The organism is Pseudomonas iranensis, from assembly GCF_014268585.2.
GTDB classification, from domain to species: Bacteria; Pseudomonadota; Gammaproteobacteria; order Pseudomonadales; family Pseudomonadaceae; genus Aquipseudomonas; species Aquipseudomonas iranensis.
Window position 1 is genome coordinate 3,574,633 of the sequence record NZ_CP077092.1, and the last position, 23,480, is coordinate 3,598,112.

The 23,480-nt window shown below is 58.3% G+C and carries 26 protein-coding genes; 16 read left to right on the forward strand and 10 right to left on the reverse strand.

The genetic code is table 11. From position 1 onward, the window contains the following. The first annotated feature begins 210 nt into the window (after positions 1-210). Positions 211-1,092, forward strand: a complete 882-nt coding sequence (gene rarD / locus HU724_RS15880; protein ID WP_122506800.1) for an EamA family transporter RarD — start codon at positions 211-213, stop codon at positions 1,090-1,092. A 173-nt stretch (positions 1,093-1,265) separates the two neighbouring features. Here the strand turns inward: rarD and hppD are convergent, their stop codons facing one another. Further along, positions 1,266-2,342 (reverse strand): 4-hydroxyphenylpyruvate dioxygenase, encoded by a 1,077-nt coding sequence (gene hppD, locus HU724_RS15885; protein WP_186569113.1) that lies wholly within the window; start codon positions 2,340-2,342, stop codon positions 1,266-1,268. Between the two features lie 351 nt (positions 2,343-2,693). Here hppD and HU724_RS15890 point away from each other — a divergent pair, with 351 nt between their 5' ends. Both HU724_RS15890 and HU724_RS15895 read left to right on the forward strand, forming a co-directional pair. Continuing rightward, positions 2,694-4,229, forward strand: a complete 1,536-nt coding sequence (locus HU724_RS15890) for an EAL domain-containing protein (RefSeq protein WP_186569114.1) — start codon at positions 2,694-2,696, stop codon at positions 4,227-4,229. A gap of 227 nt (positions 4,230-4,456) precedes the next feature. Next, the gene (locus HU724_RS15895; RefSeq protein ID WP_016774912.1) at positions 4,457-4,822 is read left to right on the forward strand and encodes a histone-like nucleoid-structuring protein, MvaT/MvaU family; all 366 of its coding nucleotides are present in this window, start codon (positions 4,457-4,459) and stop codon (positions 4,820-4,822) included. A 215-nt stretch (positions 4,823-5,037) separates the two neighbouring features. Here the strand turns inward: HU724_RS15895 and HU724_RS15900 are convergent, their stop codons facing one another. Next, positions 5,038-5,556, reverse strand: a complete 519-nt coding sequence (locus tag HU724_RS15900) for a DUF4946 domain-containing protein (protein WP_186569115.1) — start codon at positions 5,554-5,556, stop codon at positions 5,038-5,040. Positions 5,557-5,694: 138 nt separating this feature from the next. Here HU724_RS15900 and gloA point away from each other — a divergent pair, with 138 nt between their 5' ends. After that, positions 5,695-6,216 (forward strand): lactoylglutathione lyase, encoded by a 522-nt coding sequence (gene gloA / locus HU724_RS15905; RefSeq protein ID WP_186569116.1) that lies wholly within the window; start codon positions 5,695-5,697, stop codon positions 6,214-6,216. 253 nt (positions 6,217-6,469) lie between these two features. Here gloA and ahpF read toward each other — a convergent pair whose 3' ends face one another. From ahpF to HU724_RS15920, 3 genes are all read right to left on the reverse strand, one after another. After that, positions 6,470-8,032, reverse strand: a complete 1,563-nt coding sequence (gene ahpF / locus HU724_RS15910; protein WP_186569117.1) for an alkyl hydroperoxide reductase subunit F — start codon at positions 8,030-8,032, stop codon at positions 6,470-6,472. 124 nt (positions 8,033-8,156) lie between these two features. Continuing rightward, entirely contained in the window at positions 8,157-8,720 is a 564-nt protein-coding gene (ahpC, locus tag HU724_RS15915) for an alkyl hydroperoxide reductase subunit C (protein ID WP_016774916.1), read from the reverse strand. 137 nt (positions 8,721-8,857) lie between these two features. Continuing rightward, entirely contained in the window at positions 8,858-9,796 is a 939-nt protein-coding gene (locus HU724_RS15920; RefSeq protein ID WP_186569118.1) for a site-specific integrase, read from the reverse strand. Positions 9,797-9,973: 177 nt separating this feature from the next. Between HU724_RS15920 and HU724_RS15925 the strand changes: the two genes are divergently transcribed. Further along, on the forward strand, positions 9,974-10,990 hold the full coding sequence (locus tag HU724_RS15925) for a DNA-binding protein (protein WP_186569119.1): 1,017 nt from the start codon (positions 9,974-9,976) through the stop codon (positions 10,988-10,990). Here the strand turns inward: HU724_RS15925 and gorA are convergent. Both gorA and galU read right to left on the reverse strand, forming a co-directional pair. Continuing rightward, the gene (gene gorA, locus HU724_RS15930) at positions 10,987-12,345 is read right to left on the reverse strand and encodes a glutathione-disulfide reductase (RefSeq protein ID WP_186569120.1); all 1,359 of its coding nucleotides are present in this window, start codon (positions 12,343-12,345) and stop codon (positions 10,987-10,989) included. The genes HU724_RS15925 and gorA overlap by 4 nt on opposite strands. 129 nt (positions 12,346-12,474) lie before the next feature. Then, entirely contained in the window at positions 12,475-13,314 is an 840-nt protein-coding gene (gene galU, locus HU724_RS15935) for a UTP--glucose-1-phosphate uridylyltransferase GalU (RefSeq protein WP_024013124.1), read from the reverse strand. Positions 13,315-13,572: 258 nt separating this feature from the next. Here galU and HU724_RS15940 point away from each other — a divergent pair, with 258 nt between their 5' ends. Both HU724_RS15940 and HU724_RS15945 read left to right on the forward strand, forming a co-directional pair. Further along, positions 13,573-13,758: a hypothetical protein gene (locus HU724_RS15940; RefSeq protein ID WP_016774922.1), complete on the forward strand. Its 186-nt coding sequence runs from the start codon at positions 13,573-13,575 to the stop codon at positions 13,756-13,758. Positions 13,759-13,898: 140 nt separating this feature from the next. After that, a complete protein-coding gene (locus HU724_RS15945) occupies positions 13,899-14,186 on the forward strand; it encodes a hypothetical protein (protein WP_016774923.1) in 288 nt (95 codons plus the stop codon). 3 nt (positions 14,187-14,189) lie between these two features. On the opposite strand, the gene HU724_RS15950 is transcribed toward HU724_RS15945, so the two are convergent. Both HU724_RS15950 and HU724_RS15955 read right to left on the reverse strand, forming a co-directional pair. Beyond that, on the reverse strand, positions 14,190-14,420 hold the full coding sequence (locus HU724_RS15950) for a hypothetical protein (RefSeq protein WP_016774924.1): 231 nt from the start codon (positions 14,418-14,420) through the stop codon (positions 14,190-14,192). A 72-nt stretch (positions 14,421-14,492) separates the two neighbouring features. Then, positions 14,493-14,849, reverse strand: a complete 357-nt coding sequence (locus HU724_RS15955) for a hypothetical protein (RefSeq protein ID WP_071172600.1) — start codon at positions 14,847-14,849, stop codon at positions 14,493-14,495. 211 nt (positions 14,850-15,060) lie between these two features. Here HU724_RS15955 and HU724_RS15960 point away from each other — a divergent pair, with 211 nt between their 5' ends. From HU724_RS15960 to ada, 4 genes are all read left to right on the forward strand, one after another. Continuing rightward, the gene (locus tag HU724_RS15960; RefSeq protein ID WP_007912251.1) at positions 15,061-15,363 is read left to right on the forward strand and encodes a DUF1883 domain-containing protein; all 303 of its coding nucleotides are present in this window, start codon (positions 15,061-15,063) and stop codon (positions 15,361-15,363) included. Between the two features lie 28 nt (positions 15,364-15,391). Continuing rightward, the gene (locus HU724_RS15965; protein ID WP_016774926.1) at positions 15,392-15,562 is read left to right on the forward strand and encodes a hypothetical protein; all 171 of its coding nucleotides are present in this window, start codon (positions 15,392-15,394) and stop codon (positions 15,560-15,562) included. A gap of 7 nt (positions 15,563-15,569) precedes the next feature. Continuing rightward, a complete protein-coding gene (gene alkB / locus HU724_RS15970) occupies positions 15,570-16,241 on the forward strand; it encodes a DNA oxidative demethylase AlkB (RefSeq protein WP_122698162.1) in 672 nt (223 codons plus the stop codon). Positions 16,242-16,321: 80 nt separating this feature from the next. Beyond that, positions 16,322-17,383 (forward strand): bifunctional DNA-binding transcriptional regulator/O6-methylguanine-DNA methyltransferase Ada, encoded by a 1,062-nt coding sequence (ada, locus tag HU724_RS15975; RefSeq protein WP_186569121.1) that lies wholly within the window; start codon positions 16,322-16,324, stop codon positions 17,381-17,383. Here ada and acuI read toward each other — a convergent pair. After that, positions 17,373-18,356, reverse strand: a complete 984-nt coding sequence (gene acuI, locus HU724_RS15980; RefSeq protein ID WP_186569122.1) for an acrylyl-CoA reductase (NADPH) — start codon at positions 18,354-18,356, stop codon at positions 17,373-17,375. The two genes, ada and acuI, sit on opposite strands and share 11 nt — an antisense overlap. Positions 18,357-18,563: 207 nt before the next feature. On the opposite strand from acuI, the gene HU724_RS15985 reads away from it, so the two are divergent. The 5 genes from HU724_RS15985 (at position 18,564) to HU724_RS16005 (ending at position 23,402) form a co-directional block, all read left to right on the forward strand. After that, positions 18,564-19,628 carry an NAD(P)H-dependent flavin oxidoreductase gene (locus HU724_RS15985; RefSeq protein ID WP_186569123.1) on the forward strand — a complete coding sequence of 355 codons (1,065 nt, stop codon included), beginning with the start codon at positions 18,564-18,566 and terminating at the stop codon, positions 19,626-19,628. A gap of 133 nt (positions 19,629-19,761) precedes the next feature. Beyond that, positions 19,762-20,529, forward strand: coding sequence for a molybdate ABC transporter substrate-binding protein (gene modA / locus HU724_RS15990; RefSeq protein WP_186569124.1), 768 nt, complete (start codon positions 19,762-19,764; stop codon positions 20,527-20,529). Next, entirely contained in the window at positions 20,530-21,210 is a 681-nt protein-coding gene (modB, locus tag HU724_RS15995) for a molybdate ABC transporter permease subunit (RefSeq protein ID WP_122506786.1), read from the forward strand. It begins immediately after the preceding gene. 3 nt (positions 21,211-21,213) lie between these two features. Continuing rightward, the gene (modC, locus tag HU724_RS16000; RefSeq protein WP_186569125.1) at positions 21,214-22,293 is read left to right on the forward strand and encodes a molybdenum ABC transporter ATP-binding protein; all 1,080 of its coding nucleotides are present in this window, start codon (positions 21,214-21,216) and stop codon (positions 22,291-22,293) included. Positions 22,294-22,364: 71 nt separating this feature from the next. Further along, entirely contained in the window at positions 22,365-23,402 is a 1,038-nt protein-coding gene (locus tag HU724_RS16005; RefSeq protein WP_110600373.1) for a DNA topoisomerase IB, read from the forward strand. The last annotated feature ends 78 nt before the right edge of the window (positions 23,403-23,480 follow it).

Sequence of the window (23,480 nt, forward strand, 5' to 3'; positions counted from 1 at the left end):
TTGCGATCTTTTGCGTTTAAGCGGTGCAATCATGCATAGCGCCAGCCGACGCAACATCTATGCTGAATCTGCCGGCCGCTTCGCGAGCAGGCTCGCTGCCACAGGATTTGTGGCTCCTGGATGTGGGAAATAATGAGCATCCGCTCAATATTCAACACAAAAACCACGTATCCTGCGCGCCCCGTTCAACCATCACGTCGCGAGAACAGTTTGTCTAAAGGTATCGCTCTATCGGTTTCAGCCTCGGTGCTGTTTGCCGTCATGTATTACTACACGTCGCTGCTGACGCCGCTGAGCGGCGTGGAAATCTTCGGCTGGCGCATGCTTCTGACCGTGCCGTGCATGACCGTGTTCATGCTGGTTTCCGGGGAATGGCGGCGGGTGCTGGAGCTGTTCCGATTGATCGCAGCCAGGCCGAAGCTGATCGCCGGGCTGCTGGTGTCTTCCGCGCTGCTCGGGGTTCAGCTGTGGCTGTTCATGTGGGCACCGCTCAATGACTACAGCCTGGATGTATCGCTGGGTTATTTCTTGTTGCCACTGGCGATGGTGCTGACCGGGCGGATTGCCTATGGCGAGAGCTTGTCTTACCTGCAGAAAATCGCCGTATTCTTCGCCAGCCTCGGCGTGTTGAACGAGTTGTATCAGGTGGGTGGTTTTTCCTGGGCGACGCTGGTGGTCGTGGTCGGTTATCCGCTGTACTTCGTACTGCGCAAATACCTGAAAACCGACAACCTGGGTGGCCTGTGGGTCGACATGACCCTGATGCTGCCGGTCGCTTACTGGTTTGTGCAGGGCGGCGAACAGGGCCTGGCCGTGTTCGATCAATATCCAGGACTGATGTGGCTGATTCCGCTGCTCGGCCTGATCAGTGCGTCCGCGCTGGTGGTGTACATCATCGCCAGCCGCTTGCTGCCGTTCAGTCTGTTTGGTTTGTTGAGCTATGTTGAACCGGTGTTGTTGCTTGCGGTGGCGTTGTTGTTGGGGGAAAGCATCAAGTCGGGCGAGTGGCTGACTTACATCCCGATCTGGCTGGCGGTTGTGGTGCTGGTGTTCGAGGGCTTCAAACACTTGACGCGCCAACGCCGCTCTTGAATCCAACACAAGACAAATGTGGGAGCGAGCCTGCTCGCGAAGTCGTCAGACCAGTCAACATGACTGTTGAATGAAAGTCCGCATTCGCGAGCAGGCTCGCTCCCACAGGTTTTGTATGAAGCAAAAAAATCCCGGCCCTGCATCTCTGCAGGCCGGGATTTTTTCATTTGAGATTACTCGGTGGTCAACACACCACGACGCACCTGGTCACGCTCGATCGATTCGAACAGAGCCTTGAAGTTGCCCTCGCCGAAACCGTCGTCACCCTTGCGCTGGATGAATTCGAAGAACACCGGCCCCATCAGGGTTTCCGAGAAGATTTGCAGCAGCAGGCGCTTGTCGCCCTGCTCCGAGGCACCGTCGAGCAGAATGCCGCGTGATTGCAGCTGATCGACCGGCTCGCCGTGGTTCGGCAGGCGACCTTCAAGCATTTCGTAGTAGGTATCCGGCGGCGCGGTCATGAAGCGCATGCCGATTTTCTTCAGCTGATCCCAGGTCTTGATCAGGTCGTCGGTGAGGAACGCAACGTGCTGGATGCCCTCGCCGTTGAACTGCATCAGGAACTCTTCGATCTGCCCCGAGCCCTTGGACGACTCTTCGTTGAGCGGGATGCGGATCATGCCATCCGGTGCGGTCATGGCTTTCGAAGTCAGCCCGGTGTACTCGCCTTTGATGTCGAAGTAACGGATTTCACGGAAGTTGAACAGCTTCTCGTAGAAGTTCGCCCAGTAGGCCATGCGACCGCGATAAACGTTGTGGGTCAGGTGATCGATGATCTTCAGGCCGGCGCCAACCGGGTTGCGATCAACACCTTCGATAAACACGAAGTCGATGTCGTAGATCGAGCTGCCTTCGCCGAAACGGTCGATCAGATACAGTGGCGCGCCGCCGATGCCTTTGATCGCCGGCAGGTTAAGCTCCATCGGACCGGTTTCGATGTGGATCGGCTGAGCGCCGAGCTCCAGCGCGCGGGAATAGGCTTTCTGCGAATCCTTGACGCGAAACGCCATGCCGCAAACGGATGGGCCGTGTTCGGCGGCGAAGTACGAGGCGACGCTGTTGGGTTCGTTATTGAGGATCAGGTTGATCGCGCCCTGACGATAGAGGTGCACGTTCTTGGAACGGTGGGTCGCGACTTTGGTGAAGCCCATGATCTCGAAGATCGGCTCCAGCGTGCCGGGAGTCGGCGCTGCGAACTCGATGAACTCAAAGCCCATCAGGCCCATTGGGTTTTCGTATAAATCTGCCATGGTGACGCCTCATCATTTCTTATCAATTAACCAGGGTTATTTGTCAGGAAAGTGATGTAGAGGGAGGCGCACAGGAGATGCCACGCACGCTGCGCGCGAGGAAGTCTCCGTAGATCAGTTGGAACCCGAATATCTTCATTGTCGACCCAAGGCTCTTGCGGGCGAGGCTTCTGCTGCCAGAAGACGATTATTATTGTATGCGTAAATCGATTCTACACAGCGTAACGGGGCCTGTCTGCCCTCTGTATAAAATCCGCTTTTTTTCGTACGGCGCAAGAGCCATCTGCGATCTATTCTCCCCTCTGGCTCAATTGTTTATCGGGTCGGATTTCTAGACCACAGGATGTGTCCATGCCGCTGACCCGTCGAACCCGCCGCAAACGCAGGACCCGCATCGTCGTGACTGTGCTCAGCGGTCTGCTGCCAATCGTGCTGGGCAGTGGGATTCTTTATATGCAGGCAGAACGCACACTGCAGCAAAGTGCCGGGGAGACGGCCGAACAAGCGCTGCGACAGTTCGATCTGATGCTCGATAACACGGCAGAAGCCGCTCGGGTCCTGCTGCCGCTTGCCGGGAAAAATTGCGAAGAGGTGAAACTGGCCCTGCGCGAACACGTGACCCGCCGCCCCTTCGTGCGCTCGACCAATCTGGTCTGGGACAACAATCTCTACTGCAGCTCACTCTTCGGGGCGTTCCAGGAAGCCGTCAATGCCGGGGACTATCATCAAGGCAAACTGTGGTTGATGAACGGCAATCCGGTGACGCCCAATACGGCCTTGTTGATCTACCGTCTCAGCGACGGTCGCGGTGGCGCACTGACCACACTGGATGGCTATCACTTGAGCAACATCCTGCGCCTGATCGGCCGCCAGACATTACTGACGTTGCAAGTGGGCGATAACTGGCTGTCCGCCGACGGCAAAGTTCATCAGGGATCACTGCCTGCCCCGCCGGTCGCGCACAGCCTGCTGGAATCCGAGCGTTACGGCTTCAAAGTATCGGCGGGTTTCCCCCAGGGCGAAGTCCGGCGTTACATGGCGGCTGAATATCCTCCGCTGTTCAGCCTGTTGATTTTCTTCGGTGCAATCTCCGGTGCCATTGGCCACTTCGTTCAGAAGCGATCGACCTCGCCCAGCCACGAAATGATGCGCGCACTCGAGGCCGGGGAATTCATTCCTTACTTCCAGCCCGTGGTTCACGGTGACAGCAAGCAGTGGTCGGGCGCTGAAGTGCTGATGCGCTGGAATCACCCGAAAGAGGGGCTGGTACGCCCGGACCTATTCATTCCATTTGCCGAGCACTCAGGTCTGATCGTGCCGATGACCCGCACGCTGATGCAACAGACTGCGGCCCTGCTGGGACCGCACTCTGTGAACTTCGCCAAGCCTTTCCATATCGGCATCAACATCAGCGCCAGCCATTGCCAGGATCTGGAGCTAGTCGAAGATTGTCGTGACCTCCTGGCGGCGTTTGCGCCCGGCAGCGTCGAACTGGTGCTGGAATTGACGGAGCGCGAACTGATCGAGCCGAACGACATCACGCTTCAGCTGTTTGAGCAATTGCATGCACTTGGAGTAAAAATCGCGATCGACGATTTTGGTACCGGACACTCGAGCCTTGGTTATCTGCGCACCTTCAACGTCGACTTTCTAAAGATCGATCAGAGCTTCGTGGCCATGATCGGCGTAGACGCGTTATCGAGGCATATTCTCGACTCCATCATTGAACTGTCGGCCAAACTGGACTTGGGCATTGTTGCCGAAGGTGTCGAAACTCAGGCCCAGGCTGATTACCTGACCGAGCATAACGTTAACTTTTTGCAAGGCTATTTGTACGGTAGACCGATGCCTGGCGCTGATTTCCTCGAAGCATTAACTCATCATTAAATCGCCGACTCTGCCCTCCGAACAACCGCACCAAATTGATACAAAAAGTCATTGTTGTTACATGACGACAACATCAGGATTTACTCTTGTCGCATTAACTACTACAATTTTTTCAACCTGAGCCAGACTGGCAGGTGAGCCAATTATCACCGAGTCGCTTCCAGGCTCTTGGCTTATAGCTTTGTTTGCGGTTGGTATCAGCCAAACACACTATTGGAGTAAAGATATTGTCCAGACTCGCTGAATTTCGCGCAGCTGAAAAGGCCCTTCAGGAACAGCTCAAACAGCTGGAATCGCTGAAGAACGATGCCGGGCTGAAGAAAGAAATCGAATTCGAAGAAAAGCTCCAGGGACTGATGAAAACCTACGGCAAAGGCCTGAAAGACATCATCGCCATCCTTGATCCAAACCCGGCAAAGTCCGGTCTCCAGCAGTCCGCAGCGCCCAAGACCCGCCGCGCCCGCGTGGTCAAGGTTTATCAGAACCCGCACACTGGCGAGCTGATCGAAACCAAGGGCGGCAACCATCGCGGTCTGAAAGCCTGGAAAGAGCAGTACGGTGCAGCCACCGTGGATTCATGGTTGCGCGGTTAATCTGACGCCAACAAAAAGCCCTGCCTGATGCAGGGCTTTTTTATTGACAATATCTAACAAATGAAATGATTTTCATCGAACAAGTTGGAAATTTGTGTAACGCTTCTGAATCATCAGGCTAAACATTTTGCTGCGCGATGTTACCTCAAGCGCTTGATCAAACTATGTGCTTAATCCTTTCCGGTAAGCGAACTGCTGCGAGTTAGTACGAACGTTTATAATTTCAGGCTGTTGCGCGCCGCTTCTATATCGTCGGCGCTCGCCTTATAAACGTCGGCCTGACCGGCATATGAAAGTACGTAAGCCTTGTCTGTTTCCACAGCTGCCACCAACGTTTGTGATAATACGTGTCGACCGTTCTCGGTGACCGTGCAGGTCGTCTCCAGCCCGGACAATGAGCCGAGCGCAGCCGGATGAATTCTGTTGCAGACGCTCTGATAACCACTGCGGAAGAAATCTTTCTGGATCGATTTGCGCATCTCCAGCAGCACGCCTTGCAAATTGACCTGATGCCCCGCCTCCACTTGCGTCATCGTCAACTCCATCACCATCACCTGATTGCCATCAGCATCGAGCTTCACCGCCCGCTGCCGCGAGACTGGCGGCGCGGTGTCCGGCAATGCTTCAACCTCCCAGCCCGTCGGCCAAGTGATACCTGGTTCGGCCATCGCGGGGAAAACCACAGCTGACGACAAAGCAAAAAAAACAAACACGGATTTCAACAGTCGGATCATTGCCGGACGCACTCATGGATAGAAAGCAAAGTCTGAGCCCCGCCTTCGCGCAGGGCAAGCCCGCCTTGCATTTGGCGATGCCGGCCGGCATGCGTATCATTGCGCCCATTCACTCGCCCATTTGTTATTGGAGGGCCCATGAGCCTCAACGAACTGAACACTTTCCCCGGCGTGACTGCCGCGCCAGACAGCGCAACCCGCAATTTCGTGTTCAACCACACCATGCTGCGCGTGAAGGACATCACCAAGTCGCTGGATTTCTACACCCGCGTACTGGGTTTCTCGCTGGTCGAGAAGCGTGATTTCCCGGAAGCCGAGTTCAGCCTGTACTTCCTCGCGCTGGTCGATAAATCACAGATCCCGGCCGACGACGCTGCGCGTACCGAATGGATGAAATCGATCCCGGGCATTCTCGAACTGACCCACAACCACGGCACCGAAAACGATGCCGACTTCTCTTATCACAACGGCAACACCGACCCCCGCGGTTTCGGCCACATCTGCATCTCAGTGCCGGATATCGTCGCTGCGTGTGCACGGTTTGAAGAGCTGGGTTGCGATTTCCAGAAGCGTCTGACCGATGGCCGGATGAAGAGCCTGGCATTTATCAAGGATCCGGATGGTTACTGGGTTGAAATCATTCAGCCTGCGCCGCTGTAAAAGCTGAAAGCCCCTCACCCTAGCCCTCTCCCAGAGGGAGAGGGGACTGATTGCGGGATGTTGGAGAATTACGCCGACTTGAACGATTGGCGGTGAATCCATAATCGACCGGCTCTCTCAGGTCGATGGATGACTTCAGACACCTCGGTCGGCTCCCTCTCCCTCGGGAGAGGGCTGGGGTGAGGGGTGGCTTTCTACGCGCAATAAAAAAACCCATGATCGCTCATGGGTTTTTTCGTTTTCGACCTGGCAGTTACGCCGGGGCCGAAGTCCGGATCAAGTGATCGAACGCACTCAGCGAAGCCTTGGCGCCCTCGCCCACTGCGATCACGATCTGCTTGTACGGCACAGTCGTCACGTCGCCCGCTGCAAAGATCCCCGGAATCGAAGTCTCGCCACGATTATCGACAATGATCTCGCCACGCGGCGACAGCTCGATGGTGCCCTTCAGCCAATCGGTGTTCGGCAGCAGACCGATCTGCACGAAGATGCCTTCCAGCTCAACCGTGCGCAGTTCATCCGAGGTGCGGTCCTTGTAGCGCAGACCGTTGACCTTCTCGCCATTGCCGGTGACTTCAGTGGTTTGCGCACTGGTGATCACGGTAACGTTCGGCAGGCTGTGCAGCTTGCGCTGCAACACAGCATCGGCGCGCAGTTGTACGTCGAATTCCAGCAACGTTACGTGCGACACGATACCGGCCAGATCGATGGCTGCTTCAACGCCGGAGTTACCGCCGCCGATCACCGCTACGCGCTTGCCTTTGAACAGCGGGCCGTCGCAGTGCGGGCAGTAAGCCACGCCTTTGTTGCGGTATTCCTGCTCGCCCGGGACGTTCATTTCGCGCCAGCGCGCGCCGGTCGCCAGGATTACGCTTTTGGCTTTCAGAGTCGCGCCACTGGCGAAGTGGACTTCATGCAGCTCGCCGTTCTTGCCTGGGATCAGCTTGTCGGCGCGTTGCAGGTTCATGATGTCGACGTCGTACTGCTTGACGTGTTCTTCCAGCGCCGTGGCCAGTTTCGGTCCTTCGGTTTCCTGCACGGAAATGAAGTTCTCGATGGCCATGGTATCGAGCACCTGGCCGCCGAAACGCTCAGCCGCGACACCGGTGCGGATGCCTTTACGTGCGGCGTAGATAGCGGCCGAAGCACCCGCTGGGCCACCGCCGACGACCAGCACGTCAAAGGCTTCCTTGGCGCTGATTTTCTCGGCCTGACGCTCAATCGCGCCGGTGTCGAGTTTGGCGAGGATTTCTTCCAGGCCCATGCGGCCCTGGCCGAAGTTTTCACCGTTGAGGTAGATGCTCGGCACGGCCATGATCTTGCGATCGTTGACTTCGTCCTGGAACAGCGCGCCGTCGATGGCGACGTGGCGGATGTTCGGGTTGAGCACGGCCATCAGGTTCAGCGCCTGGACGACGTCCGGGCAATTCTGGCAAGACAGCGAGAAGTAAGTCTCGAAGCTGAACTCGCCTTTGAGCGAGCGAATCTGCTCGATGACTTCAACGCTGGCTTTCGATGGGTGGCCACCGACTTGCAGCAGCGCCAACACCAGCGAGGTGAATTCGTGGCCCATTGGAATGCCGGCGAAACGCAGGCTGATGTCGGCTCCAGGGCGATTGATCGAGAACGATGGCTTGCGGGCATCGTCACCGCTGTCGATCAGGGTAATTAGGCTCGAAAGACTGGCAACGTCTTTCAGCAGGTCCAGCATTTCACGGGATTTCGCACCGTCGTCGAGGGATGCAACGATCTCGATCGGTTGGGTGACCCGTTCCAGGTACGATTTCAACTGGGCTTTAAGATTGGCGTCCAACATACGGGCGATTTCCTTTATTTGAGGCGAAAAAAAGCCCGAGCGAATCTCGCCCGGGCATTTTTATTGGGCGGTGCAGCTAACTTAAGAAGGTGCGGCGTGCCGCCCTGCGTTGCATGTCACAGACTTAGATCTTGCCGACCAGGTCCAGCGATGGAGCCAGAGTGGCCTCGCCTTCTTTCCACTTGGCCGGGCAAACTTCGCCTGGGTGTGCAGCGACGTACTGAGCAGCCTTGATCTTGCGCAGCAGCTCGGAAGCGTCACGGCCAACTCCGCCATCGTTCAGTTCAACGATTTTGATCTGGCCTTCAGGGTTGATCACGAAGGTGCCACGGTCAGCCAGACCAGCTTCTTCGATCAGTACGTCGAAGTTGCGCGAGATGACGTGGGTCGGGTCGCCGATCATGGTGTATTCGATTTTGCCGATGGCTGGCGAAGTGTTGTGCCAGGCAGCGTGAGCAAAGTGGGTGTCGGTCGAAACGCTGTAGATTTCCACGCCCAGCTTCTTGAACTCAGCGTAGTTGTCGGCCAGGTCTTCCAGCTCGGTTGGGCAAACGAAGGTGAAGTCGGCTGGGTAGAAGAACACTACAGACCACTTGCCTTTCAAGTCAGCATCCGAGACTTGAACGAAGTCGCCGTTTTTGAACGCGGTAGCTTTGAACGGTTTTACTTGGCTGTTGATGATAGGCATCGATGACTCTCCGTCAGGGGTTATGAAGTTGATGGGTGAATCCTACCCACTCACTCGACGGAAGGCTCATTGGCAAACCTGATACTGCTGATTTGTTTTCGCTATTAGCTGACTGTATTAATAGAAGAAAACGATCTCTACGGTTGCTCCGGCTTATCCATAATCCGAGCCATTCCCTGGAATGGGCTGACCTCAACATAGCGCATGGCGGATTTCATGTCCTTCCAGCCGACGTAACTCATCAACGATTTAAGATCCCAGCCGCTTTGATGCGCCCAGGTGGCAAAGCCACGCCGCAGTGAATGGCTGGTGTAGTTGGCGGCGGCAATCCCGGCGCGCTGCAACGCCTGGCGCAGCAGCGGAATGATGCTGTTGGCGTGCAGGCCCTCCTCGCTCAGATTGCCCCAGCGATCAATGCTGCGGAACACCGCGCCGCGTACCAGCGCAGCCTCTGTAATCCAATCGATATAGGCCTGCACTGGGCACAGCTTGAGCAGCGCCGGGGCCTGGTAGGTCTGCCCGAGGTTTTCCCGGTCGCCCTTGCTGCGCGGCAGATACAAAGTGATGCCCTTGCCAGCACTCGCCTGCACATGCTCGATTTGCAAACGGCACAATTCGTCGCTGCGAAAGCCCCGCCAGAAGCCCAGCAGAATCAGCGCGCGATCCCGATGAGCCTTGAGCAAGGTCGGGCGGTCCTGATCCTGGCGGGCGGTTTGCGCCTCCTGCTCCAAGCAATCGATCACTCGTTGCAAATCCTGCAGTTGCAACGGCTCAGCCTGTTTTTCCTGCGCCGGGTGCAAGGCGCGAATGCCCTTGAACACCTTGCGCACTACTGGCGCCTTGGTCGGATCGGCAAAGCCCTGACTGTTATGCCACTGCGCCAGCGCGGACAGACGCAACTTCAGCGTATTGATCGACAGAACCCCGGCGTGCTCCACCAGATAGCGCGCAACGCTGTCGGCAGTAGCCGGCAGAAATCCGCCCCACGTCACTTCGAAATGCTCAATGGCCATGCGATAGCTGCGGCGGGTGCTGTCCCGGGTGGCGGCTTGCAGATATCGATCGATGTCACTCATGTGCAGTTTTCTCGCTGGCGTACGGGTTCAGACATGCAGAGGCGCATTTTGCCGCCTGACATTGGGTAATACCAGTATATCCCGCGTGTTTTAATTCAAATATTTACCTATATTTTCAGCATGGTACACTGCGTACTTTAGTGGCATGTACCACAGTACGTAACCGTAGGAGTTCACATGGCCCGTGGCGGCATTACCAAAGCACTGGTGCAAATTGCGCGCACAGCGATCCTGGCTCGCGGCGAACACCCAAGCATCGATGCAGTACGCATTGAAATGGGCAACACCGGCTCGAAAACCACGATCCATCGCTATCTGAAAGAACTGGATGACGGCGCACAACCAGCAGAAGCGTCAGCAGAACCGATCGATGATGAGCTGACCGCCCTCGTCTCTCGCCTCGCCCAGCGTCTGAAAGAACAGGCGCAGGAGCCCATCGAGCAAGCCCGCGAACAGTTCGAAGAGCAACGGGAAGCACTGGAAACCGAGCTGAAACAGGTTCGCCAGGCGCTGGAAAAACTCGAACACGACCACGACATTCAGGGCGCCGCGCTGCAACGCGAATCCGAGGCGCTGAGCAACACCCGCTCGATGCTGCAAACCGAACAGACGCGCAATGCCGGTCTCAACCAGGCATTGGCCGATTTTGAATTGCGCTTGCAGGACAAGGACGAACAGATCCGCTCGCTGGAAGAAAAACACCTGCACGCCCGCGATGCGCTGGAGCATTACCGTAACGCCACCAAGGAACAGCGCGAGCAGGAACAGGCCCGCCATGAAGGGCAGCTTCAGCAGATCCAGGCCGAACTGCGTCAAGCCCAGCAGAGCGCGTTGGTGCGTCAGGATGAGATCACGCAGCTGCACCGCGACAACGAACGCTTGCTCACCGAAAACCGTGGCACCCAGCGCGAGCTGAATCTGGTGCAGGATCAGATCAAGCAGAGCAATCAACGGCAGGATCAATTGCTCGAGCAAGCGACGCGCATGGACAGCGAGCGCACCCTCCTCCAGGAACGCCTGCGCGTCGCGACGCTGGAAAGCCAGGCGCTCAAGCAGAGCGTTGACGAACAGACGCAGCTCAATCAGTCATTGGAAAAGGAATTGCTCAAGGCTCAGGCAAGCCTTGAGGAGAGTCAGCGTCTGGCGGCTGCCGTTGCGGCAGCGCCAGACTCGACCAAAGCGAAAGACGCTTAAGCGCTGACCGGCGTACGCATGGTGACGAACTCTTCGGCGGCCGTCGGGTGCACCCCGATGGTGTCGTCGAAGTCGCGCTTGGTCGCGCCGGCTTTCAAGGCGATCGCCAGACCTTGCACAATCTCGCCAGCGTCCGGGCCGACCATGTGGCAGCCAAGCACCTTGTCGGTCTTGGCGTCGACCACCAGCTTCATCAGGGTTTTCTCCTGACAGTCAGTCAGGGTCAGCTTCATCGGCCGGAAGCGGCTTTCGAAGATCACCACTTCGTGGCCACATTCGCGCGCTTCTTCTTCGCTCAAACCGACTGTGCCGATGTTCGGCAGACTGAACACGGCGGTCGGGATCATCTTGTAGTCCACCGGGCGGTATTGCTCCGGCTTGAACAGACGCCGCGCCACAGCCATGCCTTCGGCTAGCGCGACCGGTGTCAGCTGCACGCGACCAATGACGTCGCCCAGCGCCAGAATCGACGGCTCGGTGGTTTGATACTCGTCGTCGACTTTGATGAAGCCCTTGTCGTCGAGCTGAACATCGGTGTTTTCCAGGCCGAGATTGTCGAGCATCGGACGCCGACCGGTGGCGTAGAACACGCAATCGGCTTCGAGTACACGACCATCCTTGAGCGTCGCCTTCAAGCTGCCGTCAGCCTGTTTGTCGATGCGTGCGATGTCGGCATTGAATTGCAGGTCGAGACCGCGCTTGGTCAATTCTTCTTGCAGGTGCTTGCGCACCGCCCCGTCGAAACCACGCAGGAACAGATCGCCGCGATACAGCAGCGTGGTGTTGGCACCAAGGCCATGGAAAATCCCGGCGAACTCGACCGCGATATAACCGCCGCCAACCACCAGCACACGTTTGGGCAACTCTTTGAGGAAGAACGCCTCGTTCGAACCGATTGCATGCTCGTGCCCCGGGATTTCAGGAATCTGCGGCCAGCCGCCGGTGGCGATCAAAATGTGCTTTGCCGTGTAGCGCTCGCCATTGACTTCGACCTCGTGCGGCCCGACGATTTTCGCGTGCGCCTCGTGCAGGGTCACGCCGCTGTTGACCAGCAGATTGCGATAAATGCCGTTGAGGCGATTGATCTCGCGATCCTTGTTGGCGATCAGCGTGGCCCAGTCGAAGTTGGCCTCGCCCAGGTTCCAGCCGAAACCGGACGCCTGCTCGAAGTCCTCGGCAAAGTGCGCGCCGTAGACCAGCAGCTTTTTCGGCACGCAACCGACGTTGACACAGGTGCCACCCAGGTAACGGCTCTCGGCCACCGCCACTTTCGCCCCGAAGCCGGCGGCAAACCGCGCAGCCCGCACACCGCCGGAACCGGCACCAATCACATAAAGGTCAAAATCGTAGGCCATTTCTATCTCCTCGGCAGGCCATCAGCATACCCGCAGTCATCCATTGGGCAAGCACTGCCATCCATATAAGGGCGGAAAATGAAAAAGCCACCCGGAGGTGGCTTTCTTTTGCAGACGAGGCAAACGCTATCAGTAAGCTTTGCCAGTCTTGTAGAAGTTTTCGAAGCAGAAGTTGGTCGCGTCGATGTAGCCTTCAGCGCCACCGCAGTCGAAACGCTTGCCCTTGAACTTGTAGGCCATCACGCAGCCGTTCTGGGCCTGCTTCATCAGGGCGTCGGTGATCTGGATTTCGCCGCCCTTGCCTGGCTCGGTCTGTTCGATCAGGTCGAAGATGTCCGGGGTCAGGATGTAGCGACCGATGATCGCCAGGTTCGACGGCGCGTCTTCCGGCTTAGGCTTCTCGACCATGCTGTGTACGCGGTAGATGTCATCGCGGATCATTTCGCCAGCGATTACGCCGTACTTGTTGGTTTCCTGCGGATCGACTTCCTGGATAGCGACGATCGAGCAGCGGAACTGCTTGTACAGCTTGACCATCTGGGTCAGCACGCCGTCGCCGTCGATGTTGACGCACAGGTCGTCCGCCAGAACCACGGCGAACGGTTCGTCACCGATCAGCGGGCGGCCAGTCAGGATCGCGTGACCCAGACCTTTCATTTCGGTCTGACGGGTGTAGGAGAACGAGCACTCGTCCAACAGCTTGCGGATACCGACCAGGTACTTTTCCTTGTCGGTGCCCTTGATCTGGTTTTCCAGCTCGTAACTGATGTCGAAGTGGTCTTCCAGAGCACGCTTGCCACGGCCGGTGACGATGGAAATCTCAGTCAGGCCCGCGTCCAGTGCTTCTTCAACGCCGTACTGGATCAGTGGCTTGTTTACCACCGGCAGCATTTCTTTAGGCATGGCTTTGGTCGCTGGGAGGAAGCGAGTGCCGTAACCGGCTGCTGGAAACAAGCATTTCTTGATCATATAAGTCCTTGAAAAGGCTGTGTGTACGAGTTTCGAGGCAGTCTAATCAGGCGGCGTGCGCCTTACAATGCCCCGCGCTGGCTAACCGATGCCAACATAGAGAAATATTCGCGCGGATAGTTCCATCCGGGTATTTCAGCGGCGGAGTCAGCGTAGCTCAAGATCCGGGCAAACAGGATCACCATACGCTTATCAGCCCCCAATGCGAGCATTTGCCGCTATCATGGCGCCTTTGAACCACCGAACGAGAATGACCAGATGGCTGCGGTAAAAATCATCAACGGGTATGTGATCGACAAGAAAGACGGCAAGTGGACGCTGACAACCACTAATGGCGAACATATCGCCGGGCCTTTCGACAGCGAGCAGATGGCGACGGATGTAGCCTCGGTGTTCACCGATACACCTGCTTCTTCCAAGCGCCGCGGCAAAGATCAGGACTGATCCTGCCAGCACTTGCGCCAAGCCCTGCCAGAACGCAGGGCTTTTTTTTGCCTTGTTGGCAAACAAGTGGCCAATCGCTATAACCTTTTCATCGCGGCGCTGTCAGAGCAACCAGTCCCCCACTTGAAGATCACGCAACCATGAACCTGAACAAACTGCAGCCGCTCTTCGCGGTACTTGTACTCAGCGGCTGTGCCACCTCGCAGCCGACCTATCTGAATAATGGCGAACAGGGTCTGAGCATCGATTGCTCCGGCGAAGCCAATTCCTGGGCGATGTGCTACGAAAAGGCCGATGCCTCCTGCGCCGGCACCGGTTATCGGATCGTCGGCACTGATGGCACACCGGCGCCCAAGGAAGATGACAAAACCCTGGGCGTTGACGTTGGCAACTACAAGACCCGCAACGTCGTGGTCGTCTGCAAATAAGCCTTACATGTGGATTTCGGCGAACTTGATCCCGAGGCCACGGACGACCTCGATCAGATCGTCGAGACGATTGAAGGACTCGACTTCATCATTGTCATCCACCAAAAAGTAGCTGCGTCCTGCACTCTTCTTGAAAAACACGATCCATTCACCGGGATTCGCCGGGTTCTGGATGACATGGGTGGCAGAGATAAGGCCCTCTGCATGGCGCTCCCGCACGTGCTCTCGCTTCATCGCGACTCCATAAATGACAATGCCGCCACAGCAGGACTGTGACGGCATCGGGTGCTGATGTTCGCTAGTCTATCAGCCGGAAATACAGGCGTTCGCGGCTTTCTGCACATCATGAGGGCGAACCGGCACGTTGGACATGCGCTCATGCAGCTTGATGCTGCTGCCGCCGGCGCGATCTTCGATATCAAACACGGCTGCCGGGCCTGACGAAAGTTTGCCGGGAACGATGACTCGTACACCGTCCTTCTGCGGCTGGACTTGCAACGCACCACGACTGTCAGCGAGCTTGTCGGTCAGACACTGCGCATACTCCTGGGGCTTTTTGCCGGAAATCACGCTCATGGTTGGCAGCGTTTCATTGATTTCCGAAACATTTGCACAACCGGCCATCGCCAGAATCAACGGCACACACACCACACCCCACTTCATATCAATCCTCCGTCAAAGACCGTCCGACAGCACAAATGCCGCTTTTCTCCGGGGCCTTGTGCATTTAACCCGCCCGCCGTGGCGAAGTTCTGTTCAAAATTTGTCAAAGCAACGCCCGACGGCCAGATAATAACCCGTGCGGGCTGATAAACTGCGCCCATCGACAAGCTATCGTTTTGATTTAGTAGAAAAAGCCCTTCTGGAGGCGCCCATGAAATTCATTCACCAGCGCGAGCACCTCAACGAAGACGACATCGTCGTCATTCAGTGCTCGCAGATGTGCAACATCCGTTTGATGAACGACGCCAACTTCCGCAGCTTCAAAAACGGCGGCCGTCACACCTACCACGGCGGCGCGTTCGACACTTTCCCGGCGCGCATCACTGCACCGAGCACCGGCTTCTGGAACATCACCATCGACACCGTCAACCGCCGCGCAATCAGCGTGACGCGCAAGCCGACGCTGACCCATTCGATCAAGATCATCCGTCGCTCCAGCACTAAACTGAGCTGAGACGCACAGCCTATTCTGAAAGGGAAACATGACCGTGGCGCAAAAAACCAAATACGTGATCAAGTACAAACTGGACGGTGAACAGCGTTTCGAATTCGCTGAACTGGAAACCGGCACTGACGAGGAAGCGAAAGCGGCGCTGAAGAAAATGCACGCTGACGAAGAACTCAGTGACATCAAGGTCAGCAAAGCGCTGTAACCGAATCATGCAACCGACCACGTTTGACCTGTTCGCCGACAACGAACCCGTACAGCAAGCCCGCGCCGAGCAGATCGGCGAACAATCGTGGGTGCTGCGCGGATTCGCCTTGCCACAGGTCGAGCAACTGCTGACCGAGCTCCAAGCCATTCTTGTCGCCGCCCCGCTACGCCACATGGTCACGCCCGGCGGTTTCAGCATGTCGGTTGGCACCAGCAGTTGCGGGCAGTTGGGCTGGATCACTGATCGCAGCGGTTACCGCTATTCCAGCGTCGATCCACTCAGCGGCTTGCCGTGGCCATCGATGCCGGCGGTGTTTGCCGATTTGGCCCACGAGGCGGCGGAACGCGCCGGCTTTCCGGGTTTTCAGGCCGACTCCTGCCTGATAAACCAATACGTCCCCGGCGCCAAGATGTCGCTGCATCAGGACAAGGACGAAAAGGGTTATGCCGCGCCCATCGTTTCGTTGTCGCTGGGGTTGCCGGCAATGTTTCTGTTCGGCGGTTTCGAACGCAGCGATAAAACCCAGCGCATCCCGCTGCTGCATGGCGACATGGTGGTCTGGGGCGGCGTGGACCGCCTGCGCTATCACGGCGTGCTGCCAATCAAACCCGGCCATCACCCGCTCTTGGGCGAACGGCGCATCAACATCACCTTCCGCGTTGCTGGCGATCAGTAAAAGTTTGACCGCAAGGCGCGGAGTGTCGCGGGTTACGATGCTGGTTAACCTGACTCAAACAGGTCAACGGATTCCCTCTCATGGACACGCTTTCGAAGACGATCAGAACTGAAGACGATCCACGCTGGGCCGCCGTGGTTGCGCGCGATCCGCGTGCGGACGGGCAGTTTGTCTACGCAGTAAAAACCACCGGCGTTTATTGCCGACCGAGCAGCCTTGCGCGCCTGCCCAAACCGCAGAATGTCGAGTTTTTCGACACCGCCGAAATGGCCGAAGCAGCGGGATACCGGGCAAGCAAACGCGCCAGCAAGGACCAGAATGACGCGCAGCGCGCGGCGATCATCGCAGCGGCCTGCCAGCAGATCGAAGCGTGCGAGACATTGCCCGCGCTCGACAGCCTTGCCGCCAGCGCCGGCCTTAGCCCTTTTCATTTTCATCGAGTATTCAAAGCTGCAACAGGCCTGACGCCCAAGGCTTACGCCATGGCGCATCGTTCGCGCAAGCTGCGTGCGCGCCTGGCCGGCGGCGGCTCGGTGACCGACGCGCTGTACGACGCCGGATTCAATTCCAACAGCCGTTTCTACGAATCAGCCGATCAACTGCTGGGCATGAAGCCCACCGACTATCGCGCTGCCGGACAGAACAACGACATTCGCTTTGCCGTTGGCCAATGCTCGCTTGGGGCAATTCTGGTGGCGCAAAGCGAACGTGGGATTTGCGCGATTCTGCTCGGCGACGATCCGCATCAGTTGGTCTGCAACCTGCAGGATCAGTTTCGCAACGCCAACCTGATCGGCGCCGACAGCGAATTTGAACAGTTGATCGCCAGCGTCGTCGGCTTTGTCGAAGCGCCCGCGACGGGCCTGAACTTGCCGCTGGATATACGCGGCACCGCGTTTCAGGAGCGCGTCTGGCAGGCGCTGCGCGAGATTCCCGCAGGCAGCACCGCCAGTTACGCCGAGATCGCGCAACGCATTGGCGCGCCGACTTCGATGCGTGCGGTGGCCCAGGCTTGCGGGGCCAACCGCTTGGCGGTGGCGATTCCCTGCCACCGCGTGGTGCGCAGCGATGGCAACCTTTCCGGCTACCGCTGGGGCGTCGAGCGCAAACGCCAACTGCTTGAGCGCGAACTCAACGATTGACGTCGATCACCACCCTGCCCCGCAGTTGCCCGGCAAGCAGTTTGGGCGCAGCCTCAAGGGCTTCGCTCAAACTGATTTCCTGACTGATCAGTTGCAATAAAGAGAAATCCAGATCCCTGGCCAGTCGGTCCCAGGCCTCGATACGGCGTGCTTTGGGCTGGGTCACGCTGTTGATTCCAGCCAGCGTCACGCCGCGCAGAATGAACGGCGCTACCGAGGCCGGAAAGTCCATGCCTTGCGCCAACCCGCATGCCGCAACCACGCCTTCCGAACGCGTGCTCGCGCAAGCGTTGGCCAACGTGTGGCTTCCGACCGAATCGACCACCGCCGCCCAACGTTCCTTTGCCAATGGCTTGCCCGGTTCGGACAAGGTGGCGCGATCAATGATTTCGGCAGCGCCCAATTGCTCCAGGTATTCATGCTCGGACACGCGGCCGGTGGATGCCACCACGCGGTATCCCAATTTGCTGAGCAAGGCGATGGCAAAGCTGCCGACCCCGCCGTTGGCGCCAGTGACCAACACTTCACCGTGAACCGGCGTCACGCCATGGCGCTCCAGCGCCAGAATGCACAGCATCGCCGTGTAGCCGGCGGTGCCGATGGCCATGGCTTGCGCCGGGGTGAAAGCTTCGGACAGTGGGATCAGCCAGTCACCGTTGAGCCGGGCCTTTTGCGCCAGTCCGCCCCAGTGGCTTTCACCGACACCCCAACCGTTGAGCAGCACCCGATCGCCCGCCTTGAAATCGGCATGCGAACTGGACTCGACAGTCCCCGCCAGATCGATCCCCGGAACCATGGGGAACTTGCGCACCACCGGGCTGCTGCCGGTGATCGCCAGGCCGTCTTTGAAATTCAGCGTGCTGTACGCGACGTTCACGCTGACGTTGCCTTCGGGCAGATGCTGTTCATCGATTTGCTGCAACTTGGCGCGATAACCGCTGTCGTCTTTGTCGATCAGGATGGCGTTGAACATGACGGCCTCTCGAAAATGATTTGAAACAAGCATGCCTTGAAATAGCACATCGCAACACATTGCCACACTCGACTTTCGCCAAGCCACCCGCACCGACGCTGAAAAACTGCACGTGATGTTCAGAATTTCAGACTGGCCCCGCAGCCGGTTTTGCTGTTAAAAACCGCGTGCCGTCCCTGCCCGTTTCATCGTTCGGAGAATTGCTATATGAGCCAGTGGCCAGACACCCGCATCCTTGATCTTCTCGGTATCGAGCTGCCGATCATCCAGGGCCCGATGGCCGGGGCGACCAACTCTTCGATGGTGATTGCCGTGTGCAATGCCGGCGGCCTCGGTTCAATGCCCGCAGCGATGCTGAGCAGCGAGCAACTGCGCGAAGAACTGAAAACGATTCGCCAGCACACCACCAAGCCGTTCAACGTCAATTTCTTCTGCCATCAGCCACCGGCGCCTGATGAACAGCAAGCCCGTGACTGGAAAAACCTGCTCGAACCTTACTACCGTGAATTGGGTGCCGATTTCGACGCGCCGACGCCGGTGTCCAATCGCGCACCGTTCGACGAAGCAGCGTGTACAGTGCTCGAAGAGCTCCGACCCGAGGTGGTGAGTTTCCATTTCGGGCTACCGGAAAAAACCCTGCTTGATCGAGTCAAGGCAACCGGGGCGAAAATCATTTCGTCTGCGACTACGGTCGAAGAAGCGATCTGGCTGGAGCAACACGGCTGCGATGCAATCATCGCCATGGGTTATGAGGCCGGTGGGCATCGCGGGATGTTTCTCAGTGATGATCTGAGCACCCAGGTCGGCACCTTCGCTCTGGTGCCACAGGTGGTCGACGCGGTGAAAGTGCCGGTGATTGCAGCCGGTGCGATCAGCGATGCGCGGGGTGTTGCAGCGGCGTTGATGCTCGGCGCCTCGGCGGTGCAAGTTGGTACGGCGTACCTTTTCACGCCGGAAGCCAAAGTCAGCGCCTCACATCACAAGGCCCTGCGCACCGCCAAGGAAAGCCAGACCGCCATCACCAACATTTTTACCGGACGCCCGGCACGGGGCATTCTCAATCGGGTCATGCGTGAACTCGGCCCGATGTCAGCGCAGGCGCCGGCCTTCCCGTTGGCTGGCGGTGCGCTGATGCCGCTGCGGGCCAAGGATGATGCGGACTTTGCCAACCTCTGGGCCGGTCAGGCGTTGACGCTGGGCAAGGATATCGGCAGCGCTGAGCTGACCCGGCAACTGGCCGAGGGAGCATTGGCCAAACTCAACCGCCACTGAATTTATGCGGCGAGCGGATTTATTCCCTCGCCACTAGGCGGCGTATCGCTATATATTTCCGTATACAGCGATTGCGCCCGTGTATCGGCGTTATCCAAAGCAAAGCATTTACCGCCGATCACGGAGCCTTTACATGACACTTGCTGCCACACGCCTCGCCCCTGCCTGCTTCGCTTCACTCCTCGCAATGTTCAGCATGGGCGCCGCGCAGGCCGACGAAGTGCAAGTGGCGGTCGCCGCCAATTTCACCGCGCCAATCCAGGCCATCGCTGCCGACTTCGAAAAAGACACCGGCCACAAACTGGTCGCCGCTTACGGCGCCACCGGCCAGTTCTACACCCAGATCAAAAACGGTGCGCCCTTCCAAGTGTTCCTCGCTGCTGACGACGTGACCCCGGCAAAGCTTGAGCAGGAAGGCGAAACCGTCAAAGGTTCGCGCTTCACCTACGCCATCGGCACCCTGGCGCTGTGGTCGGCAAAAGAAGGTTATGTCGATGCACAGGGTGACGTGCTGAAAACCAACCAATACCAACACCTTGCGATCGCCAATCCAAAAGCTGCGCCATACGGTCTCGCCGCCACCCAGGTGCTGGAAAAACTCCAGTTGAGCGAAGCCACGAAAAGCAAAATCGTCGAAGGCCAGAACATCACGCAGGCCTACCAGTTTGTCTCCACCGGCAACGCCGAACTGGGCTTCGTCGCCCTGTCGCAAATCTACAAGGACGGCAAAGTCAGCAGCGGTTCAGCGTGGATTGTCCCGGCCACCCTGCATGATCCGATCAAACAGGACGCGGTGATCTTGAACAAGGGCCGGGACAGCGCCGCTGCCAAGGCCTTGATCGATTACCTCAAGGGGCCGAAAGCCGCTGCGGTGATCAAATCCTTCGGATATGAACTGTAAATGTCGCTGACCAGTGCCGACTTCGCCGCGATCTGGCTGACCCTGAAACTGGCGTCACTGACCACTGCGATCCTGCTGGTGATCGGCACGCCGATCGCGCTGTGGCTATCGCGCACCTCGTCGTGGTTGCGCGGGCCGATCGGCGCCATCGTTGCGCTGCCGCTGGTGCTGCCGCCGACGGTGATCGGTTTCTATCTGCTGCTGGCGCTGGGGCCGCACGGTTTTCTCGGTCAGTTCACTCAATGGCTGGGGCTGGGCACGTTGACGTTCAGTTTCACCGGGCTGGTCATCGGTTCGGTGATCTACTCCATGCCGTTCGTGGTGCAACCGCTGCAAAACGCGTTCTCGGCAATTGGCACCCGCCCGCTCGAAGTCGCGGCGACCTTGCGCGCCAATCCCTGGGACACGTTCTTCAGCGTGATCCTGCCGCTGGCGCGCCCCGGCTTCATCACCGCAGCGATTCTCGGCTTTGCCCACACCGTGGGTGAATTCGGCGTGGTGCTGATGATCGGCGGCAACATTCCCGACAAGACCCGCGTGGTCTCGGTGCAGATTTACGACCATGTCGAAGCGCTGGAATATGCCCAGGCACACTGGCTGTCCGCGGCGATGCTGGTGTTTTCGTTTCTGGTGTTGCTGGCGCTGTACTCCAGCCGCAAGACCCGCGCAGGCTGGAGCTGATCGATGATTGATGTACGCCTGAAACGCACTTATCCGGGGTTCGATCTGGATGTCGATCTGCAAGTGCCGGGCCGCGGCGTCACCGCGCTGTTTGGTGATTCCGGCTCGGGCAAAACCACTTGCCTGCGCTGCATCGCCGGGCTGGAGCGCGCCGAGCACGGTTTTGTGCAGATCAACGATGAGGTCTGGCAGGACAGTGCCAAGGGCATTTTCGTCCCGCCGCATAAACGTGCGCTTGGCTATGTGTTTCAGGAAGCCAGCCTGTTCGCGCATCTGTCGGTGCTGGCCAATCTGGAGTTTGGTCTCAAACGCATCGCCAAGTCGCAACGCCGGGTCGATATGAACCAGGCCACAGAACTGCTCGGCATCAGCCATTTGCTCGAGCGTCATCCACAGCATCTGTCCGGCGGCGAACGACAGCGCGTCGGCATCGCCCGCGCCCTGCTGACCAGCCCGAAACTGTTGCTGATGGACGAACCACTGGCGGCTCTCGACAGCCGGCGCAAGAGCGAAATCCTCCCATACCTGCAACGCCTGTACGACGAACTGGATATTCCGCTGTTGTACGTCAGCCATGCGCAGGATGAAGTCGCACGTCTGGCCGATCATTTGGTATTGCTCCGTGATGGCAAAGCCCTCGCCAGCGGCCCAATCGGTGAAACCCTTGCGCGCCTGGATCTGCCTTTGGCGCTGGGCGATGACGCCGGGGTGATCATCGAAGGCCAGGTCAGCGCCTACGACGCCACCTATCAATTGCTCAGCCTGCAACTGCCGGCCACTGCAATGAACATTCGCGTCACCCATGCGCCGATGGCCGTGGGCCAGGCTCTGCGCTGCAAAGTGCACGCGCGCGACATCAGCCTGGCGCTGAACAATGATGCAGCCAGCAGCATTCTCAATCGTCTGCCCGTTACCGTCATCAGCGAACAGGCCGCTGACAACAGTGCCCATGTGCTGATCCGCCTCGATGCCGGCGGCACGCCGCTGCTGGCGCGGATCACCCGCTTCTCGCGTGATCAACTGAGCGTGCATCCGGGCCAGCGGCTGTGGGCGCAGATCAAGGCGGTGGCGGTGCTCGCGTAAATCATTCGGCACGACGGCCAGCGCCTGCGGTCAATCAGTTACAGACTGCCGTATGACCGAAGGAAACCGCCATGCCCGATACCGTGCTGACAGATGCTCTGCCCGCCGATCTGCATTACGTCGATGACACTCAGCCTGGTATCACCCGGAAAAAACTGCGCGGCAAGTTCGTCTATTTCGAACCATCGGGCCAGCGCATCACCGACCCGGACGAAATCAAACGCATCAATGCCCTCGCGGTACCACCGGCCTACACCGATGTATGGATCTGCGCCGACCCGTGCGGCCATTTGCAGGCCACCGGCCGCGATGCGCGCGGGCGTAAACAGTACCGTTATCACGCACGCTGGCGCGAAGTGCGCGACGCCGACAAATACTCGCGCCTGCGCGACTTCGGCATGGCCCTGCCCAAACTGCGGCGCAAGCTCGAGGCGCTGCTCGATGAGCCGGGCTTCAGCCGCGACAAGGTCATGGCCACGGTGATTACCTTGCTCGACGCCACGCTGATCCGCGTCGGCAATACCCAATACGCACGGGACAATCGCTCTTACGGTTTGACCACGTTGCGCAGCCGGCATGTCGAGGTCAACGGCAGCGCGATCCTGTTCCAGTTCCGTGGCAAGAGCGGCATCGAGCACCAGATCACCGTCAAGGACCGTCGCCTGGCGCGAATCATCAAGCGCTGCCTGGAAATTCCCGGGCAAAACCTGTTTCAGTATCTTGATGAAAATGGCGAACGGCACAACGTCACCTCCTCCGACGTCAATGCCTATCTGCAAAAGCTCACCGGCGCGGCGTTCACCGCCAAGGACTATCGCACCTGGGCGGGCAGCGCCCTGGCGTTGTCGGTGCTGCGCGAGTTGCAGCATGAGTCGGAAACCGAAGCCAAGCGCCATGTGGTAGAAGCGGTGAAGAACGTCGCCAAACAGCTGGGCAACACGCCGGCGGTGTGCCGCAAGTGCTACATCCACCCCGCAGTGGTCGAACATTTCATGCTCGGCGCCCTCGCCGAACTGCCCCGTCCGCGCGTGCGCAAAGGCCTGCGCGCCGAGGAAGTAGCCTTGGCGATGTTTCTCGAGCGGATGTGTGAGGTAAGCGAGGCGTCTTGATCTCCAGCGTAACGCTCGCTCCTACAAAGGTTTGCCGACGAGTTGAACTGGGTATTTTTTGCACGATCACACAGGTCT

Bases quoted from the DNA above. Each gene is read 5' to 3' on its own strand.
- hppD (WP_186569113.1), bottom strand. From the start codon at position 2,342: ATGGCAGATTTATACGAAAACCCAATGGGCCTGATGGGCTTTGAGTTC.
- HU724_RS15890 (WP_186569114.1), top strand. From the start codon at position 2,694: ATGCCGCTGACCCGTCGAACCCGCCGCAAACGCAGGACCCGCATCGTC.
- HU724_RS15900 (WP_186569115.1), bottom strand. From the start codon at position 5,556: ATGATCCGACTGTTGAAATCCGTGTTTGTTTTTTTTGCTTTGTCGTCA.
- gloA (WP_186569116.1), top strand. From the start codon at position 5,695: ATGAGCCTCAACGAACTGAACACTTTCCCCGGCGTGACTGCCGCGCCA.
- ahpF (WP_186569117.1), bottom strand. From the start codon at position 8,032: ATGTTGGACGCCAATCTTAAAGCCCAGTTGAAATCGTACCTGGAACGG.
- ahpC (WP_016774916.1), bottom strand. From the start codon at position 8,720: ATGCCTATCATCAACAGCCAAGTAAAACCGTTCAAAGCTACCGCGTTC.
- HU724_RS15920 (WP_186569118.1), bottom strand. From the start codon at position 9,796: ATGAGTGACATCGATCGATATCTGCAAGCCGCCACCCGGGACAGCACC.
- HU724_RS15925 (WP_186569119.1), top strand. From the start codon at position 9,974: ATGGCCCGTGGCGGCATTACCAAAGCACTGGTGCAAATTGCGCGCACA.
- gorA (WP_186569120.1), bottom strand. From the start codon at position 12,345: ATGGCCTACGATTTTGACCTTTATGTGATTGGTGCCGGTTCCGGCGGT.
- galU (WP_024013124.1), bottom strand. From the start codon at position 13,314: ATGATCAAGAAATGCTTGTTTCCAGCAGCCGGTTACGGCACTCGCTTC.
- HU724_RS15940 (WP_016774922.1), top strand. From the start codon at position 13,573: ATGGCTGCGGTAAAAATCATCAACGGGTATGTGATCGACAAGAAAGAC.
- HU724_RS15945 (WP_016774923.1), top strand. From the start codon at position 13,899: ATGAACCTGAACAAACTGCAGCCGCTCTTCGCGGTACTTGTACTCAGC.
- HU724_RS15950 (WP_016774924.1), bottom strand. From the start codon at position 14,420: ATGAAGCGAGAGCACGTGCGGGAGCGCCATGCAGAGGGCCTTATCTCT.
- HU724_RS15955 (WP_071172600.1), bottom strand. From the start codon at position 14,849: ATGAAGTGGGGTGTGGTGTGTGTGCCGTTGATTCTGGCGATGGCCGGT.
- HU724_RS15960 (WP_007912251.1), top strand. From the start codon at position 15,061: ATGAAATTCATTCACCAGCGCGAGCACCTCAACGAAGACGACATCGTC.
- HU724_RS15965 (WP_016774926.1), top strand. From the start codon at position 15,392: ATGACCGTGGCGCAAAAAACCAAATACGTGATCAAGTACAAACTGGAC.
- alkB (WP_122698162.1), top strand. From the start codon at position 15,570: ATGCAACCGACCACGTTTGACCTGTTCGCCGACAACGAACCCGTACAG.
- ada (WP_186569121.1), top strand. From the start codon at position 16,322: ATGGACACGCTTTCGAAGACGATCAGAACTGAAGACGATCCACGCTGG.
- acuI (WP_186569122.1), bottom strand. From the start codon at position 18,356: ATGTTCAACGCCATCCTGATCGACAAAGACGACAGCGGTTATCGCGCC.
- HU724_RS15985 (WP_186569123.1), top strand. From the start codon at position 18,564: ATGAGCCAGTGGCCAGACACCCGCATCCTTGATCTTCTCGGTATCGAG.
- modA (WP_186569124.1), top strand. From the start codon at position 19,762: ATGACACTTGCTGCCACACGCCTCGCCCCTGCCTGCTTCGCTTCACTC.
- modB (WP_122506786.1), top strand. From the start codon at position 20,530: ATGTCGCTGACCAGTGCCGACTTCGCCGCGATCTGGCTGACCCTGAAA.
- modC (WP_186569125.1), top strand. From the start codon at position 21,214: ATGATTGATGTACGCCTGAAACGCACTTATCCGGGGTTCGATCTGGAT.
- HU724_RS16005 (WP_110600373.1), top strand. From the start codon at position 22,365: ATGCCCGATACCGTGCTGACAGATGCTCTGCCCGCCGATCTGCATTAC.